The sequence below is a fragment of the Nostoc sp. UIC 10890 genome (assembly GCF_054786515.1).
In genome coordinates this window covers 34,533-53,780 of sequence record NZ_JBSGKF010000001.1, presented here as the reverse complement: position 1 = coordinate 53,780, position 19,248 = coordinate 34,533, and the positions used below count along the sequence as shown (strand labels likewise).

General features: G+C 43.2%; 12 protein-coding genes and 2 pseudogenes. 8 read left to right on the top strand and 6 right to left on the bottom strand.

Annotated elements, in window-relative coordinates; all coding sequences use genetic code 11:
• Positions 1-201: 201 nt before the first annotated feature.
• The 6 genes from ACWATR_RS00200 (at position 202) to ACWATR_RS00175 (ending at position 11,522) form a co-directional block, all read left to right on the top strand.
• Entirely contained in the window at positions 202-3,510 is a 3,309-nt protein-coding gene (locus ACWATR_RS00200) for a type 2 lanthipeptide synthetase LanM family protein (RefSeq protein ID WP_460328361.1), read from the top strand.
• 606 nt (positions 3,511-4,116) lie between these two features.
• A complete protein-coding gene (locus tag ACWATR_RS00195; protein WP_460328359.1) occupies positions 4,117-7,533 on the top strand; it encodes a leucine-rich repeat domain-containing protein in 3,417 nt (1,138 codons plus the stop codon).
• Between the two features lie 209 nt (positions 7,534-7,742).
• Positions 7,743-7,952 carry a hypothetical protein gene (locus ACWATR_RS00190; RefSeq protein ID WP_460328357.1) on the top strand — a complete coding sequence of 70 codons (210 nt, stop codon included), beginning with the start codon at positions 7,743-7,745 and terminating at the stop codon, positions 7,950-7,952.
• Entirely contained in the window at positions 7,945-8,163 is a 219-nt protein-coding gene (locus ACWATR_RS00185; RefSeq protein WP_420759220.1) for a hypothetical protein, read from the top strand. The genes ACWATR_RS00190 and ACWATR_RS00185 overlap by 8 nt, the downstream gene beginning before the upstream one ends.
• Before the next feature lie 55 nt (positions 8,164-8,218).
• Positions 8,219-9,883 carry an FAD-dependent oxidoreductase gene (locus tag ACWATR_RS00180; RefSeq protein WP_460328354.1) on the top strand — a complete coding sequence of 555 codons (1,665 nt, stop codon included), beginning with the start codon at positions 8,219-8,221 and terminating at the stop codon, positions 9,881-9,883.
• A gap of 238 nt (positions 9,884-10,121) precedes the next feature.
• Entirely contained in the window at positions 10,122-11,522 is a 1,401-nt protein-coding gene (locus ACWATR_RS00175; RefSeq protein ID WP_460328352.1) for an ATP-binding protein, read from the top strand.
• Positions 11,523-11,574: 52 nt separating this feature from the next.
• Here the strand turns inward: ACWATR_RS00175 and ACWATR_RS00170 are convergent, their stop codons facing one another.
• The 3 genes and pseudogenes from ACWATR_RS00170 to ACWATR_RS00160 all read right to left on the bottom strand — a co-directional run bounded on the left by ACWATR_RS00170 (position 11,575) and on the right by ACWATR_RS00160 (position 12,303).
• Complete coding sequence (locus tag ACWATR_RS00170) at positions 11,575-11,715, bottom strand: hypothetical protein (protein WP_460328350.1); 141 nt, start codon at positions 11,713-11,715, stop codon at positions 11,575-11,577.
• A gap of 123 nt (positions 11,716-11,838) precedes the next feature.
• A pseudogene (locus ACWATR_RS00165) lies at positions 11,839-12,081 on the bottom strand (RNA-guided endonuclease InsQ/TnpB family protein); the annotation flags it as partial.
• Positions 12,082-12,150: 69 nt separating this feature from the next.
• Positions 12,151-12,303, bottom strand: a complete 153-nt coding sequence (locus tag ACWATR_RS00160; protein ID WP_460328348.1) for a hypothetical protein — start codon at positions 12,301-12,303, stop codon at positions 12,151-12,153.
• A 93-nt stretch (positions 12,304-12,396) separates the two neighbouring features.
• Here ACWATR_RS00160 and ACWATR_RS00155 point away from each other — a divergent pair, with 93 nt between their 5' ends.
• Positions 12,397-12,978 (top strand): DUF1579 domain-containing protein, encoded by a 582-nt coding sequence (locus ACWATR_RS00155; protein WP_460328346.1) that lies wholly within the window; start codon positions 12,397-12,399, stop codon positions 12,976-12,978.
• 93 nt (positions 12,979-13,071) lie between these two features.
• On the opposite strand, the gene psbA is transcribed toward ACWATR_RS00155, so the two are convergent.
• Positions 13,072-14,154, bottom strand: coding sequence for a photosystem II q(b) protein (gene psbA / locus ACWATR_RS00150; RefSeq protein WP_460328344.1), 1,083 nt, complete (start codon positions 14,152-14,154; stop codon positions 13,072-13,074).
• Positions 14,155-14,316: 162 nt separating this feature from the next.
• Here psbA and ACWATR_RS00145 point away from each other — a divergent pair, with 162 nt between their 5' ends.
• Positions 14,317-17,886, top strand: coding sequence for an NB-ARC domain-containing protein (locus ACWATR_RS00145; protein ID WP_460328342.1), 3,570 nt, complete (start codon positions 14,317-14,319; stop codon positions 17,884-17,886).
• Positions 17,887-17,981: 95 nt separating this feature from the next.
• On the opposite strand, the pseudogene ACWATR_RS00140 reads toward ACWATR_RS00145, so the two are convergent.
• Positions 17,982-18,138, bottom strand: a pseudogene (locus tag ACWATR_RS00140) (IS5/IS1182 family transposase); the annotation flags it as partial.
• Positions 18,139-18,873: 735 nt separating this feature from the next.
• Positions 18,874-19,200 (bottom strand): hypothetical protein, encoded by a 327-nt coding sequence (locus ACWATR_RS00135; protein ID WP_460328340.1) that lies wholly within the window; start codon positions 19,198-19,200, stop codon positions 18,874-18,876.
• Positions 19,201-19,248 lie beyond the last annotated feature (48 nt).

The following is a 19,248-nucleotide window of genomic DNA, read 5'->3' as shown; positions in this document are numbered from 1 at the left end:
TTACAAGGGGAGGGAACCGGATTTTTCTTGTTTCCCCCCTTTACAAGGGGGGACTAAGGGGGGTAACAACACAATTAAAATCACAATCAAACACTTTTCAAACATCCTCTCAGACGAACGCTATTGTTCTTAATGCCAACTATTAAAACATAGACCAGAACTGATACTTACCTTTTAACTCCCACTATGAGAAATCCACCTATGATTCAACAACTTGTTCGCTTATCCCAACAGAAAACATCAGACGATTTAAGAGCGATCGCAGCCAACGCTAGCTTTCTCTGGGAGCGTCTTGATGAAAGTAAATTTGCAATTGATGTTGATCAAGTCAACGAACAAGAAATTAACCGTCGTAGACATCGCTGGTGCGAAGTTGCAGCAGAAGGTAAATTGGATACATTGCACAAACGCTTACAGTGGGAAGGGCTAGACCTCGATACTGTTAGTTCCAAATTGGGAACCATCGAGTTGCTTGCCGATCAACCCTTACCTGAGTGGGCAGAAACCTTGCAGCAAATCATCCAAACCGCTACAGGATTTAATTCTGCAACCGAAATATTTCTACCAATAGATTCACAAAATCCTATTACCTTTGAAGATATCCTTTTGCCTGCTATCTTGGTAGCCAGACAGCAATTACTGACTCGCTGCAACAGTCAATTCACCCAAGATTGTCTTCCTTTATCGATTCTTTCCCAAACTGCTTACAGTTCTTTAGAACGTGGTTTACTGAAACGATTAGCAGGAATTTGCACAAAGACATTAGATTTTGAATTTTCTCAGGTGCGTCCCTTTGGTCAAAGCTTGCTCGGCTTACTAGGACTGGAAACACAAAACAATAACACTCACTACATTAAGTTTGTCAATCAAATTCTAGAAGATGGAATGCTGACATTCTTCCAGAAGTATCCAGTTCTCGGTCGGTTAGTGGCAACAGCAGTCAATTTTTGGGTTGAGTTCACTGCTGAATTTCTCGAACGTTTAGTTGCAGATAGGACAGATATTCAACGAACTTTTGATGAAAGAATTATCCCATTTTCTCAAAACAAAGTTGCCGAAATTCAAACATCCATTTCCGATGCACACAAACGCGGACGAACGGTGATTTCGCTTACCTTTGAGTCTGGACTTAAACTTGTTTATAAACCCAAAGATTTAGGATTAGAGGTTGTCTTTAACCAATTTTTAGATTGGTGCAATCAACACAGCAATCTTTTAGATTTTAAAGTAATTCAAGTGCTGGAGCGCAACGGTTACGGTTGGGTAGAACATGTTGAACAGTTGCCTTGTGTGGATGAAGCCGCTGCGAAACGATTCTATCAGCGTTCTGGGATGCTGTTGTGTGTGCTTTACGCTTTGCGGGGAACAGATTGCCATTACGAAAACTTAATTGCCAATGGCGAACATCTGGTGCTGATTGACATGGAAACGCTACTGCACCATGAACCGAATCTTATTGAAGACTCACCGCTTACCCAAGATTTAGAAACAACCGCCACACGACAATTTTGGGATTCCGTACTCCGCACCGGACTTTTACCGCGTTGGGACTTTAGTGGCGATCGCAGTGTCGCTTATGATATTAGCGGGTTAGGCAGCACAGATCCCCGATTATCTCCCCGGAAAGTGCCGCGCTGGCAGAACATTAATACAGATAATATGCATCTGTTGTCTGAACCTGTAACCTTGCCGATTGGGAAAAATGTCCCCTTCTTGGGTGAAACTGCTCTCTCTCCAAACGATTATCAACTCCAAATCACCACTGGATTTGAGCAGATGTATCGCTTTTTGATGGTGCACAAAGATTTCTTACTTTCAGGCCAAAGTTTGCTATCTGCTATGCAAAATCAGCAGGTACGCTTTATCTTCCGCAACACCCGCATCTATGGCATTATCCTCCAAAAAGCTTTAGCACCCGATTATCTCAAACACGGCGTAGATTACAGCATTCAACTTGATGTTCTCAGTCGTGCTTTTCTAGTTGCTCAGGAAAGACCAAACGCCTTTCCCGTTTTGAGCGCGGAATTACGAGCGATGGAACAATTAGATATTCCCTTCTTCACCGCTAGCGCTGTCATTGATGGACTCAGTTTAAACGGTTATCCAACCATTCCCAACTACTTCAAGCAATCCAGTTATCAAGACCTCCTCAACCAGTTGCAATCTCTAGATGAAACCGATCTAGCTCGACAAGTAGCGATTATTCAAGGCTCCTTCGATGCCAAAATTGCAACCACTTTCAGCCGCCAAGGTGGGCAATGGCAAGGCGAATCGTTACCGTTGCTAAATTCGGAACAATTGATTGCCGAAGCCAAAGAAATCGCCACTCAACTGGAAACTAGAGCCATTTCTGACCCTGATGGCAGCGTTAACTGGATTGGCTTAGACTTTGTACCTCGCGCCGAACGATATCAACTGCAAGTATTGAATAATTGTCTCTCTGACGGACGCTCTGGAGTTGCCTTGTTTTTAGCTGCACTGAGTCAAGTAACTGATGATTCCCGTTACCGCGATCTAGCATTGAGGACAGTGCAATCTCTGCGTCGCCAAATTCACACCATAGAACCTGAAACTTGGGAACGCATGGCTCGTTTCATGGGCGTTGGGGGTGCAACAGGTTTAGGATCGATGATTTATAGCTTGGTGAAAATTAGTCAACTCCTCAACGATGCAACGCTGTTGCCAGACGCTCAAATATTAGCTGGTTTGATGACACCAGAACTAATTGCTGCCGACGAACACTTGGATATTATGAGTGGAGCAGCAGGCGCAATTTTAGGTTTATTGTCCCTGTATCAAGCTACAGGAGAAGCAACCGTTTTAGAAAAAGCGATCGCCTGTGGACAACATTTAATCAACCGTCAAGTTAGCCACAACGGTGCGCCCAAAGCTTGGCATACTTATTGGGACAAGCCCTTAACTGGCTTCTCTCATGGAGCCGCAGGCATTTCTTACGCCTTGCTCAGACTTTATGCCGCCACCTCAGAGGGCAAGTACTTAGAAGCAGGTTTAGCAGGAATCGAGTATGAGCGTAGCGTCTTTTGCCAGTCCACCGCCAACTGGCCAGACTTCCGCAGAATGGGACAACCAGGACAACTTGACTTTGCAAATAAGTGGTGTCATGGTGCAGCCGGCATTGGTTTGGGACGCTTAGGCAGTTTGAGAATCGTGGAAACGCCGGAAATTCAACAAGAAATTGAAATTGCTCTCCAAACTACTCAGAATTTTGGCTTACAAGCGATCGATCACTTGTGCTGTGGCAACTTTGGCCGGGCGGAAGTGCTGTTAGTCGGTGCAAAAATCTGTTCCCGTCCTGATTGGCATCAAATTGCTCACCAGAATGTAACAAATGTCGTAGCTAGAGCCAAGCGAACTGGAGCTTATCAACTGTTCCCCAACTTACCCAATTCTGTATTTAATCCTGGCTTTTTACCCGGTATATCTGGAATTGGTTATCAATTGTTGCGTCTGGCTAACAATGACTTGCCTTCAATATTATTGTGGGATTGAGCTTGTTGTTCGTACTTAAAAATCAATACAGTTCATTTAAGAGCTACTGGCAAAAATTTTGGGTTTTCGAGACGCGATAAATCGCCGTCTCTACAAAGGACTGATTATTGTAGAGACGGCGATTTATCGCGTCTTTATGATCTAGGGCGTGTCATCAAAAAACCTTATCCGAACCTTATTGGCCATATTTAGGACTCATAATGCACCAATAACTACTGGATGCCTAAGTCAGGAGGGTGATTTCCTGGCTTAGGCATCGAGATAATCTAGTATTTTTCCCTAATCAGTTAAGATAAGTAGTCAGACAGAATTAATTAACACCGTGTGCGACCTATTCTTGAAACCCCTCTCCAAACCTCTCCCCGAAACGGAGAGAGGCTTTGAATATTACTCCCCTTCCCTACAAGGGAAGGGGTTGGGGGTTAGGTCTGAGAGAAAGTCGCACACGGCGTTAATTACAAGATGTCATTGCGAATGGAGCGAAGCGGAATGAAGCAATCGCAAGGGCTGGGATTGCTTCTCTTCGCTAGCAATGACTGTAAATATTTTTGTCCGACTACTTAATCTTCATCAATCTTCTTTCCTTTTACCCTTCTCCTTGGAATTATGACGCAGGAAGAGTTATTGCAACTGATAGATCGCGCCGTGGCTGAGGGTTGGCAAGAGTTAGACTTGTCGGGGCAGGAGTTGACTGAGTTACCTGTAGAAATTGGTAAGTTGAAGCAGCTTGAGTCTTTGATTTTGGGAAAGAAGGTTGAAGGTTATGAAGAAGTAGGATACCGCAATGTCCAAAAGGTTTCGGGCAACAATTTAAAAACGCTTCCTCTGGAACTATTGGGTTTGCCAAATTTGCGTAAGTTGGATATTAGTGGCAATCCTTTAGAGAGCATTCCCGATGTGGTAACGCAAATACTACATCTACAGGAACTTATCTTAATTCGAGTAGAGCTAACTGAAATACCTGATGCGATCGCTAAATTAACCAATCTGACACTGCTTCACCTCAGTGGCAACCAAATAACCGAGATTCCAGAGGCGATCGCTAAATTAACCAATCTGACGCAGCTTTACCTCAGTTTCAACCAAATAACCCAGATTCCAGAGGGGATCGCTAAATTAACCAATCTGACGCAGCTTGACTTCTATAACAACCAAATAACCGAGATTCCAGAGGCGATTGCTAATTTAACTAATCTGACGCTGCTTCACCTCAATGACAACAAAATAACCGAGATTCCAGAGGCGATCGCTAATTTAACCAATCTGACACTGCTTCACCTCAGTGGCAACCAAATAACCGAGATTCCAGAGGCGATCGCTAATTTAACCAATCTGACGCTGCTTCACCTCAGTGGCAACCAAATAACCGAGATTCCAGAGGCGATTGCTAATTTAACCAATCTGACGCTGCTTCACCTCAGTTTCAACCAAATAACCGAGATTCCAGAGGCGATCGCGAATTTAACCAATCTGACGGGGCTTTACCTCTATGAAAACCAAATAACCGAGATTCCAGAGGCGATCGCTAAATTAACCAATCTGACTAGGCTTTACCTCTTTTCCAACAAAATTACAGAGATTCCAGAGGCGATCGCTAAATTAACCGATCTAACTACACTTGACCTCGGTTCTAACCAAATTACCGAGATCCCAGAGGGGATCGCGAATTTAACCAATCTGACGGGGCTTTACCTCTATCAAAACCAAATTACCGAGATTCCAGAGGCGATCGCGAATTTATCCAATCTGACTACCCTTTACCTCAGTGGCAACCAAATAACTCAGATTCCAGAGGCGATCGCTAAATTAATTAATCTGACGGAGCTTGTCCTCAGTTCAAACCAAATAACCCAGATTCCAGAGGCGATCGCTAAATTAATTAATCTGACGGAGCTTGTCCTCAGTTCAAACCAAATAACCCAGATTCCAGAGGCGATCGAAAGTTTGCCGAAATTGGAAAAACTAGATTTACGGGGAAATCCGCTTCCTATTTCACCAGAGATTTTAGGATCTTCTGATGATGTTGGTTCAGTTGAAGATATTTTCAATTACTTGCGATTACTCCGTAGCGGTGAAGTGCGTCCACTCAACGAAGCCAAACTGTTGCTCATCGGACAAGGCAGCGTCGGCAAAACATCCCTCATCGAGCGACTAATCCGCAATAAATATGATAAAAATCAATCCCAAACCGACGGACTCAATGTAGAAACTTGGAACGTGCAGGTCAATAGCAAAGACATCCGCCTCAATGTTTGGGACTTTGGCGGACAGGAAATTTATCATGCCACCCATCAGTTTTTTCTGACTAAGCGCAGCCTCTATCTCCTAGTCTGTAATTGTCGCACTAGCGAAGAAGAAAACCGCATCGAATATTGGCTGAAACTAATCGAAAGCTTCGGCGGACAGTCCCCCGTGATTATCGTTGGCAACAAAAAAGACGAACAACCCCTCGACATCAACCGCAAGGCATTACGCGAAAAATATCCTAACATCCAAGGGATTATCGAAACCTCCTGTCAAGACAATATCGGCATTGATGACCTTCGCACTGCTATTTTGCAGCAAATCGCCAACCTCAAAGAAGTCTACGACCTTTTACCCCTGACATGGTTTGAAGTTAAACAAAAACTCGAATCCATGACTGAAGACTTCATCAGCTACAACCGCTACATCGGCATCTGTCACCAAAAAGAGATTCCCGAAGAACAAAACCAAGAGCAACTAATCGACTTGCTGCATCGACTCGGCTTAGTTCTCAACTTCCGCGATCATCCCATCCTCAAAGATACCAACGTCCTCAAACCCAACTGGGTGACAGAAGGTATTTACACGCTCTTGAGCGATGAAAACCTCAAAACTAAAACCAAAGGCATTTTCACCCCTGCCGATCTCACCCGCATCCTCAATCCAGAGCGTTACCCCACCGAGCGCCACCGCTATCTGATCGGGTTGATGAAAGAATTTGAGCTTTGCTTTGCATTAGATTGTAACCCACCACAATTTCTGATTGCGGGACTTCTGCCCAAAGACCAACCAGACAAAACAGAACTCCAAGGCGAAACCCTGGAATTTCAATACCATTACAAAGTTCTCCCCGAAAGCATCATTTCCCGCTTCATCGTCATCACCCACGAAAAAATCCATAACCAAATTTATTGGCGCAGTGGTGTAATGCTGCAATATCAAGAAAACAACGAAATCTACAACATCGCTCGGATCAAAGCCGATCCCGAAGACAAAAAAATCTTCATCACCATTAGCAAACGCAAAGAAACCCGCCGCTTATTTCTCGGCATCCTCCGCGATGTCTTCCAAAAAATCCACAAAAGTCTCCCCAACCTCGAAATCACCGAATGGGTTCCCGTCCCCAACCATCCCAAACATCCGCCCCTCGACTACCAAGAACTCCTCGGACTCGAATCAATGGGCGTTCTTGAATATCCAATTGGTAAACTCAAAATAAACATCAATATCCGTCAACTACTTGATGGGTATGAAGATATAAGAACTCGACAAAGACAACAAATAGACAAAGAAATTATTGAACCATTCCCCATTAAGGAACCAATTATGTCAGAAAGCATCAGAAACCAAATATTTGTTAGTTACAGTCATCAAGATGCAGAATGGTTAACAGAACTGCAAAAACAACTAAAACCCTATATTCGTGCAGAAGGTTTGATCGTTTGGGATGACACCAAAATCAAACCTGGCGCAAAATGGAAAGCCGAGATTGAAAAAGCATTAGCCACGGCTAAGGTTGCTATCCTGCTAGTCAGCCCTAACTTTATAGCCTCTGATTTCATCCACAAACATGAGCTACCCCCTTTACTCAACGCAGCCGAACAAGAGGGATTAACCATTTTCTGGATTCCAATTAGTGCAAGCTCATACAAAAAAACCGACATCCAAGAATACCAAGCTGCTCACCCTCCAGATAAACCCCTCGACACTCTAAGTAAGGCAGAATGTAACCAAGCTTGGGTGAAAATTTGCGAAGAAGTCGAAAAGGCAATAAAATAGAACCTATTTAAACATTGACTAAATTCAACTTAAATGTTATTGAAATAGGGAGCAAATTAGGCATAGAACTAAAGCTTCCCTCTGGTAAATAGACTTTTATCACTCCAGAGGCGATCGCAAATTCGAGCAAGTGGTCAAAATGTCTACGTGCGAAAATTGGGATATTGGCGTAGTAGACTGTCCATATATCGCATACACCCGCCCCAAGTTTGTCTACCAAGCAAGCATTACAGGTCTTGAGAAGACCTTACACCGAGCAAGTGCGATCGCTCCTCGATGTCGCACTCGATCGCAAAGCCCGTTATTCTCACCGTGATTATACACTGATGGTGAATCACCGAAAGCTGATTAGTGCAATACTGGTGTTGAACCTTCTTCCAGAGTCCAATAAAGTGCAGGGAGATGAACAGTATGGCTGAACACGTATTTCATGACCAACTGAGTCTAGAGGAACAAACCGAAAAACTTGGAAAGCAAGCATTGAGCTTGGGTTTGATTCCCAGCTTTGTGGTACATTACTTTCCCGATACTTGGGTATTTTATATACCAAATGAAAGTCAATCCGAACCTCTGACACCAGAAGAGGCATACTTTCGTTTAAAACAACTGGTTAAACAGAAGATATCTTGACAACAGATTTTTGAAAATAACGGCTAGGCACTGCAATTGTTGAGTAAGAGTAATTATGGCGAAACCAGCAATTTTAACCGTCGATGATGATCCAGAGGTGCTGCAAGCAGTGTCACGAGACTTACGGCATCAGTATGGCGATCGCTTCCGTATTGTTCGGGCAGATTCGGGTATTAGCGCTCTAGATGTGGTGCAGCAACTCAAATTACGGAATGAAGCTGTTGCTCTATTTTTGGTAGATCAACGTATGCCCCAGATGGGAGGTGTAGAGTTCCTAGAACAGGCAAAAGGCATTTTTCCCGATGCCAAACGTGCCTTGTTGACGGCCTATGCAGATACGGATGCTGCCATTAAATCAATTAATAGTGCCAGACTTGATTATTACTTACTCAAGCCCTGGAATCCCCCAGAAGAGAAGTTATATCCAGTTTTAGATGATTTGCTCGATGACTGGCTAGCTGGATTCCGTCCACTCTTTGAAGGCATTCGAGTCATTGGTAATCGCTGGTCGCCTTTTTCACATCAGGTTAAAGATTTCCTAGCACGTAACCAGATTCCATTTAAGTGGTTAGATATTGAACTGGAACCGGAGGCGGCCAAATTGGTGGAATACGCCCAAGCTGATTGTAGACAACAATTGCCCTTGGTGCTGTTTCCCGATGGTTCCCGGTTAATTCAACCATCTAATTTAGAGATTGCTGCCAAAATTGGACTGCAAACTCAGGCAGAGCGTCCATTTTATGATTTGGCGATCGTGGGTGCTGGCCCTGCTGGACTGGCTGCCGCCGTCTATGGCGCTTCCGAAGGATTGAGTACTGTTTTAATTGAGCGGGAAGCGCCAGGAGGACAAGCAGGTACGAGTTCGCGGATTGAGAACTATTTGGGGTTTCCTATTGGCTTGAGCGGTAGTGATTTGGCAAGGCGGGGAGTCACCCAAGCGCGGCGATTTGGGGTAGAGATTCTCACACCTCAAGTAGTAACTGGGGTTAGGCTGGAAAATCCTTACCGGATTCTGCAATTAGCAGATGGTAGCGAGATTAGTTGCCATGCACTTTTAGTTGCAACTGGCGTTTCCTACCGTTGGCTAAATGTACCAGGAGCCGAAAAGCTGACAGGGGCAGGAATTTACTATGGTGCTGCCATGACTGAGGCGATCGCCTGCACCAATGAAGAGGTTTACTTGGTAGGCGGGGCAAACTCTGCCGGACAAGCAGCAATGCATTTTTCTAAGTATGCCAGCAAAGTGATCATGTTGGTGCGGGGTGAGTCACTAGCATCGAGTATGTCCCAATACTTGATTGACCAAATTGCCGCGACTGAAAATATCCAAGTTTGCACAGGTTGCAGCGTCGTGGAAGTGAAGGGAGAGAAACATTTAGAAGCAATTGTGATTGCCCATGCCAAGACTGGACAAACTGAAACCGTGCCAGCGCGATCGCTATTTATCTTCATCGGTGCTAGCCCCAAAACAGATTGGCTCGATGGTGTTATTCAACGCGATGCTCAGGGGTTTATCATCACAGGGCCAGATTTAATGGCTAATGGCAAATCTCCCCCAGCTTGGAATTTGGAACGCTCTCCTTTTTTGCTAGAAACCAACATTCCAGGCATCTTTGCAGCCGGAGATGTGCGCTACGGCTCGATTAAGCGCGTGGCATCCGGTGTGGGAGAAGGTTCGATCGCTATTCAATTCGTTCACCGCTACCTGAGTAATGTTTAGCTAATTCGTAATTCGTAATTCGTAATTCGTAATTAATGACAAAATACACAAAGCTTACTCAAAGAGGTTTTCCATCTTTTAGCCTACTCTTGAAACAATACTTTATTTCAAATTTGGTATTTAGATCAATTCTCCAAAAGAATACTACAGGTGCAAGCCACAAAGCCCAGGTTACATCTAACCCTCTTAATTACGAATTACGAATTACGAATTACGAACTAGTATAGGGGGTTCATTAATGTTATGTATTGAGGAATTAGTCAACTTAGACGCGTTTCAACAACTTCCCAAAGAGCGATTGCAGTGGGTTTGCGATCGCGCTCAAACCGTTGAACTGAGTGCTGGAGAAGTGTTGTCCCATGAGGGAGATCCTGTATGTCGCTTATTTATTTTAGTCAAAGGTAAAATCAACATCACTCGCCGCAGTGAAGGAGTTGAAATTCCCATCGGGCAACACGAAGCCCCATCCTTTTTTGGTGAAATTCCAGTACTCACAGGCGAACCTGCACCTGTGACAATGCGGGCATTGACAAATTGCCGCATTTATGAAATTAAGGGAGAAGACTTTCGTAAATTGCTGCATGAATGTCGTGATTTTGAGCAAATGGTCTTCCGAATTATGCAAAGTCGTGTCCGGGGGCTAGAGTCTTTCATTCGTGGGCGGGAAAAGATGGCAGCTTTAGGGACACTTGCCGCCGGATTAGCTCATGAACTCAACAACCCAGCCGCAGCCCTGGTTCGGACTTTAAAAGAAATGCCCTCTGCCATCCTAGAGTTACAACGAATGAACTTAGTTTATGGGCAACGCAATGTTGACGAAGCCCATACTCAACACTGGTTGAGAGTACGCGATCAAGGCTATGATGCGATTTTGAATAATCGCCTAGATCCTGTAACTCTAAGCGATCGCGAAACCATATTACTGGAATGGTTAGAAGATTATGGTGTGAAGCAAGCATGGAAATTAGCAGAACCTTTAGCAGAAGGTGGTGTTGAGGTTGAAAGCCTAGAGCAATTAATGGAACGTTGGCGCAACGATGACACGGAATTGCGAGAAATGGGATTGCACTGGCTAGCGCTTTCCTTTGAAGTCATGTCGATGATTAAACATGGTTTGCGAGGATCTGAGAGGATTTCCGAACTTGTGCAAGCAATGAAATCTTATTCTTACCTCGATCAAGGCACTCAGCAAGAAGTAGATATACATCAAGGCTTGGAAGATACCTTACGATTGTTTGTTCATAAACTCAAGTGTGGTGTCCAAGTGCAACGCAATTATGATCGAAGTCTTCCAAAAATCTTTGCCTATGGCAGCGAACTGAACCAAGTGTGGACAAACTTAATTGACAACGCCATTGATGCAATGGATGGTAAGGGATTGCTAGAAATTACAACATCCCATTGCGATCGCTATGCCCATATTGACATTATCGACTCAGGCAGTGGAATTCCACTTGAAATTAAAACGCGCATTTTTGAACCCTTCTTCACCACCAAATCAGTAGGGCAGGGATCGGGATTGGGTTTAGAAACTACTCGCCGGATTGTAGAGAATCGCCATCACGGTACGCTTTCATTTGAGTCGCAGCCAGGTAGAACTTGTTTCACCATCTGCTTGCCTTTGACATCAAAAATCTGACTCAAGTAAACTTTTTGACACTCCTACTGCTTGAAGCAGTGGGATTCTTGTTTCATCCAGTCAACTTACTTAGAGGAGTTTCCTCACCTAAGCAGAGGTTGTTCTGTCCACAAGCTTTAGATTCCGTATGTCCTACGGTACTTTTCAATCCTTTCGCCAGTATTTGTTTGGCTGCATTATGATCACGGTGCATCGCAATACTTCTCGGTTAAGCACTTTTAACTCGGAATCGGGTTTGGGGAAAAGGTTAAAGGGTAAGGGTTAAAGGTTTTTTATTTTCCCTTTCCCATTCCCCTTTTCCCCTTAACCGAAAAGTATTGCGGTGCATCGTTGTTCCGCACATATAACATTTGTGGGTACGAGTGGACAAGGATTTTTTAACTCGTGTCCCACAAACAGAACAATCTTGGCTTGTGTAGTGTGGTGCAACTGCTATTGCCCAAGTACCAAAAACTTTGGAATAGTAGTCTACCCAATCAGTGAACAATGACCATGAAGCATCGCTGATAGATTTAGCTAAATGATGGTTCTGAACCATATTTTTTACCTGCAAGTCCTCTAAAGGGGACTGCACCCAACGGACTAACGGTGATTTTGCCAATGGAAACAACGTCGTTATCCCTGCTAATTACGACTTTTTCTCTTCTGCTATACAAAAGCGAAAATGAGAAGTTGATTTCTCTTGGGTAGCGATCGCTGGCACTTGTACAAAGGTATAAATAGTTTTCAAAATATAAGCTGAATACTGGTAAAAGATGATTATAGTCAATCTGCCAGTCATAAACCTCGATTAGCCAATTTATGATAGTATATATGTACTACTAAGTCTTGATTTTTCATCATTTCACGCGGTTCCTAGCCCTTTGGGGCGGCTTTGCCTACAGAGTTGGGGTTCGCGCTAATTACATTCCTCAATGATTCATCAAAAGGAGCTAAAGCAATGGAGACAGCCAAAACACAACAGGAGCCAACAATGAATACTGAGCCACAAAAGGAACATCAGTGGCTAGAGAAACTCGTCGGTGAGTGGACTTATGAAACAGAGGCAATGATGAGTCCAGATCAGCCGCCTGAAAGAGCAACAGGAACGGAAAGTGTGCGATCAATCGGTGGACTCTGGGTTGTAGCTGAAGGACAGGGCGAAATGCCCTGTGGTGGTGCGGCAACAATGATAATAACGCTCGGATATGACCCGCAGAAGCAACGCTATGTAGGCACCTGGGTTGGGTCAATGATGACTTATCTATGGTTGTACGACGGTGAATTGGACGCAGCTAAAAACATACTAACGCTCAATTCTGACGGGCCCGCGATGACGGGCGATGAGAAGATGGCAAAGTACAGAGATGTAATCGAGTTCAAGAGTGATAATCATCGGGTGATGACATCTCATGTACTGGGCGATGATGGGCAGTGGCATCAGTTTATGACCGTAAACTCTTGGCGGAAGCAGTAGCAGAATGCCAAGTCAGAAAGGTAGAGACGTTAAAAAACCCGGCTTCAACAAAGTAAGCCGAGGTAAGCACTTATAAAAAATGACAGTTAAACCTTAGCCGTGAATGACAGGGGCATTGAAAGCTACTGGTGCTGCTTCACCCGCAGCCAAATCTAGAGGGAAGTTGTGAGCATTACGCTCATGCATTACTTCCATACCCAAGTTGGCACGGTTAATCACATCTGCCCAAGTGTTAATTACGCGCCCTTGGGAGTCGATGACAGACTGGTTGAAGTTGAATCCGTTCAAGTTAAATGCCATCGTGCTGATACCCAAAGCAGTAAACCAGATACCAATCACAGGTAAAGCTGCTAAGACAAAGTGCAGCCATCGGGAGTTTTGGAAGCTGATATATTGCCAAAATAGCCGTCCCAGATAGCCATGAGCCGCAACGATGTTGTAGGTTTCTTGTTCTTGACCGAACTTATAGCCGTAGTTTGCAGATTCGGTTTCGCTAGTTTCACGAACTAAGGTAGACGTCACCAAAGAACCGTGCATCGCAGAAATTAAAGCACCACCAAACACACCGATGACACCTAACTGATGGAATGGATGCATCAGGATATTGTGTTCAGCTTGGAACACCAACATAAAGTTGAAGGTTCCAGAAATACCCAAAGGCATACCATCAGAGAAAGAGCCTTGACCAATGGGATAAATTAAGAAGACAGCAGTCGCAGAAGCCAGAGGAGCGCTATAAGCTACACAGATCCAGGGACGCATTCCCAAGCGGTAGCTCAACTCCCATTGCCGTCCCATGTAGCAAGCGCAACCAATTAAGAAGTGGAAGATTACTAGCTGGTAGGGCCCACCGTTGTAAAGCCACTCATCTAAAGAAGCTGCTTCCCAAATGGGGTAGAAGTGTAAGCCGATCGCATTTGAAGAAGGAACAACCGCACCAGAGATAATATTGTTGCCATAAATCAAAGAACCAGCAACAGGCTCACGGATACCATCGATATCTACGGGGGGTGCAGCAATAAAGGCGATGATGAAGCAAGTGGTAGCTGTTAGCAGGGTGGGAATCATCAGGACACCGAACCAACCGATGTATAGACGATTATCAGTGCTGGTGATCCACTCACAGAAGCGCTCCCAGACATTGGCGCTAGAGCGTCTTTGTAAGGTAGTAGTCATAGTTTAGAATAATTTCAAGGATTTTGTTGATGATTTAAAGTTGTTGTTCGCCCTGAATCAACAACTGATAGCATCTTAAAAAAGTTGCTAAATTTTTGCAGTAACTAATAGTTATTCAAAGTTACAAGTTGGAGTTAACTTTAGTAAGCAACCTCTGGGTAAATGACTGTCGAAGAAGCCTTAGCCATTGTTGAAATAATTCTGGGAAAAACATCTCTAAATGACTTGCAGGAAATTATTTTTCGACAGTCATGGGAACAGAAAACGTATCCAGAGATTGCTGAAAAGTTTGGTTATGATGCCGACTACATCAAAATTGTTGGCTTTCGACTCTGGAAAATGCTCTCCAAGGCGATGGGTGAGAAAGTTACTAAAGATAACCTCCATTCGTCTTTGAGAAGATGGTGTTATCGTCAGAAGAATACTGGAGAAATCAAGCCTGATAATCCCATAAAAACTTATCAAGACTGGGGTGAAGCGCTCGACGTTTCGATTTTTTACGGACGTTTCCAAGAAATTGCCACCTTAGAGCAGTGGATTAATCAAGACCGTTGTCGGTTAGTGGCACTATTGGGCATTGGGGGAATTGGTAAAACTTCTTTATCTGTGAAGTTGAGTGAGAAACTTCAGGAAAACTTTGAGTATGTTATTTGGCGATCGCTTTATAATGCCCCCACTATTGAAGCATTACTCACTAGCTTGATTCAAGTTCTCTCTCACCAACAGCAGGGAGATTTACCCGAATCTGTGAGCGATCGCATTTCTCGACTGCTTGCCTATCTCCAAAAACATCGCTGTCTGCTTATTCTCGATAATGCAGAGACAATCTTAACCAGTAATGAGGGTCGAACAGGTCAATATCGCTCTGGTTACGAAGGGTATGGTGAGCTTTTTAAGCGAATTGGTGAGTTTCGCCACCAAAGTTGTTTAGTGCTGACGAGTCGAGAAAAGCCTAAAGAGGTGGCGGTACTTGAGGGGGAAAAGTTGCCTGTTAGAACTATGCAATTATCTGGTTTATCAATCGCTGATGGACAAGCAATTTTTAGCTGCAAAGGTAGCTTTATTGGCTCGGTTAATGAATGGCAAACTTTAATTCAATCCTATGGAGGTAATCCACTGGCACTGAAGATTGTAGCAACGACCATCCGTGATTTATTTGATAGTAATATTTCTAATTTTCTTGCTCAAGGCACTGTTGTCTTTGGCGATATTCAAGATTTGCTCGAACAACAGTTTCAACGTTTATCAGCTTTAGAGAAATCAGTTATGTATTGGTTGGCAATCAACCGCGAACCTGTAAATTTTTTAGAAATACAAGCTGATTTATTATCCTTGGTTACGTCTTCTCAACTCCTAGAAGCATTGTCAGCTTTAGAAAGGCGAAGCCTGATTGAAAAAGGTAGTGCTTTATTCACACTACAGCCTGTGTTGATGGAGTATATTACTAGTCTTTTGATTCAACATGTTTGTGTTGAAGTTGAAACTCAAAACATTTCTCTTTTCAAAAGCCATGCACTGATGAAAGCAATGGCGAAAGACTATATCAAAGAAATTCAACTTTACTTAATCCTCAACCCTGTAATTAAAAAGTTGCTTTCTTTGTTCGGAAGTGCAAATCGGATTGAAGCTCAACTGATGACAATTCTGGCATCACTTCGTGGCAAAAAACCAATGGATGCTGGTTATGTGGGCGGAAACACGATTAATTTACTTCATCAACTGCAAGTAGATTTAAGCGATCGCAATTTTTCTGGTTTGACGATTTGGCAAGCTGATTTAAAAGGTGTGAATTTACACCAAAGTAACTTCGCCGATTCAGATTTAACTAAATCTACTTTTACGGCAAATCTCAGCTATACCTTTACACTAGCAGTTAGTCCAAATGGCAATCTTCTGGCAATCGGGGATACCCTTGGTCAAATTTCCCTATGGCAAACAACAGATGGACAGCAATGCTTAACCTGGGAAGCACACACGGGTTGGGTGCGTTCTATTGTATTTAGTGTCGATGGACAAACCTTATTTAGTGGTAGTGATGACCAAACTGTTAAACAATGGGATCTCACAGGTCGATGCCTACAAGTATTCAGGATGCACACAGGCTTTGTTTGGTCTGTAGCACAGGCTAGGCAAGAAAACTATTCAGTCCTTGCCAGTGGTGGTATGGATCAAACGGTTAAATTATGGGATATTCAGACAGGGGAATGTCTGAAAAGTCTTGAAGGACACACAGATTGGATCTGGGCGATCGCTCTGAGTAAAGATGGTAAAACTTTAGCAAGTGGTAGCGCCGACCATACTATCAAACTTTGGCATGTTAATACAGGTGAGTGCCAGAAAACACTGCAAGCACACACGGGGATTGTGTGGTCTGTAGCATTTAATGCCGATGACAAAATGCTGGTAAGTGGTAGCGCTGATGGCACTGTGAGGATTTGGGATTTAGAAGCAATGCAGTGTTTGCAAACTCTCCACGGTCATACAGCCCATGTCTGGTGTGTAGCTTGTAGTGCTGATGGTCAAACGCTAGCAAGTGGCAGTGGTGATACAACAATTCGCTTGTGGGACATTCACACTGGAGAATGCCTGAAAACTTTGTTAGGGCACACCCACACCGTGCGATCGCTGACATTCACTCCAGATGGAAAAACCTTGATTGCCAGTGATGACAACCAGACTGTTAAGTTCTGGAATATTCCTACAGGACAGTGTTTCCGAACTTTTCGCGGACATGGTAGCGGTGTGTGGGCATTAGCGACCTCTCCACTTGATGAAAATGACCGCAGCCAAGTCTTAGCCAGTGGTGAAGACCAAACAGTTAAACTATGGGATATTCATACTGGTAAGTGTATCAAAACCTTGACTGGCCATACTAATTGGGTACGAACCGTAGCTTTTCATCCCCAAGGTAATACCATTGCCAGTGGCGGTGCAGATGAAACAGTGAGAATTTGGGACATAGAGACAGGAGAATGCCTGCAAGTCTTACGAGGTCATAGAAACTGGCTACTTTCAGTTACCTACACTCCCGATGGACAAACCTTAGCCAGTAGTGGTAGCGACAAGCAGGTACGGATTTGGGATGTCAATACTGGGAAATGTCTGGGTGTATTATGTAATCACACTAATATTGTCTCATCACTTGTTTATAGTCCTGATGGCAAGATGCTAATTAGTTGCTGTGCAGATTCCCTAATTCGAGCTTGGGATGTTGCTACAGGGGAATGCTTGAAAATTTTTCGTGGGCACACAAACGGCGTGTGGTCAGCTAAATTTAGTCCAGATGGGCAAACCTTGTATAGTAGCAGTCAAGATGCAACCATCAAAATTTGGGATTTCAAGACTTGCCAATGTCTAAGAACCTTGAAAGGACATACTCATGCTGTGATCAGTGCTGCCAGTCCCGATGGTTGTCTGCTGGCAAGCGGAGGAACCGACCAAACCGTGAGAATTTGGGATATGAAAACTGGGAAGTGCTTGAGAGTGTTGATTGGACACACACGATGGATTTTTGCGATCGCATTTATCCATTCTCCGGTCAAAAGTCCAATTCTTGCTAGCAGCAGTGAAGACCAGACCATCCGCTTATGGAATGTCGAAACAGGTGAATGTCTGAAAATTCTCAGAACTCCTAGACCTTATGAAGGCATGAATATTACAGGGGTCGTTGGTTTGACGGAATCTGTGCGATCGTCACTTTTGGCACTAGGAGCTATAACAGAAGGTTCTTAAATAAATTAAATATGCATAACGCAGATTAATTTGATTCTTTAATCCGATTTATAGCGATAATTCGTGATCATAAATGACCGCAATTAAATTTGACCTTAACCCAAAATGCCAAAACGCCGACGACAATTTCGATATCTATAATCCAAAATTATTGCATATTTCTAGGCGACGATTAACGTGTTCAACAGTGATTTTTAATCGATTAAGTTCTTGATTATATTTTTTCTGGTCTGTTGTTAACTTCTTACATTCATGGTTTTTGTCGGGGTGACAAAGAAGCTACAAAGCAGACTGGATGATAGACATAGCACCTATAACCTTGTGCAAATAGGGTAGTTTATTGGGCTTTAAACGTATTAAATCATGAGCTAAATCAGCCCAAAACTCCATCGCACCCACTTATAATTGGTCGTACAAACCAATCCAAAATGCACTGTATCGGCGCAAATAATGTGCAGATTTTGTGTAGATAGTAAACAAGAGCTACAACAAGATATTAAAATCTAGCTATTATGTAGTTTGAGCCGATTTTCAATAAGTTTCAGCCCACAAGCTAAGAGGTTGTTTTAAAAGTATTTTGCTGTGACTTTAGGCACTTATAGATCCCCCCTATGCCTTGAAAAGGGGGGAACCGGAATCAAAGTCCCCCTTTTTAAGGGGGATTTAGGGGGATCTAGAATGTTTTGCTACTAACAAGAGGACTTTCAAACATCCTCTAAAGCCTGGGGCTATATATTAATACAGTTGATTTAAGGTTGATAGATGTAGTTGAAATCCAGATTATGAGAGATCCAATCCACTATATAAAATCTACCACTGCCACGAGAATAGCTTTTGCTGTTAATATTCATGAAAAGTTTTGACTCCATTTAATGAAAAAAGTGTAGTCTTATGCATCCTGTATAATTGCTTAAATATTCAATAGCCTAATTCCACTCTAGAAATCGTAATAATAACCAAAAGTTTTATTTGCTAAATTTAAAAGTTTCAATTTCCAGGTTTACTTGTTGATGTAGTAAAGTCCAAAATAGAATTTATTAGATATTTATGTTCTTGAGCACTAAGATTGCAATTTTTATAATATTCATTTAGGAAGTCGATAATGATTAAACTTGCAGATTCTAGTTTTACCCTTTTCCTGGCTGCTTTGAGAGCCTGATACAATCCAGGATAAGCATGATTATTGCTAATCCCTATCTGCTCATCTGGTGTCCAACACTTAAATACGTAACCTTCAGACAACGGAATTAATTCAATTAACCATCCACTATATGAATCTCGCAATTTTATCCTACTACTCTTTTCTCTACCCATTGATTAGTATTTTCGCTTTTTTCTATGTACAAATAATAAAGATATAAC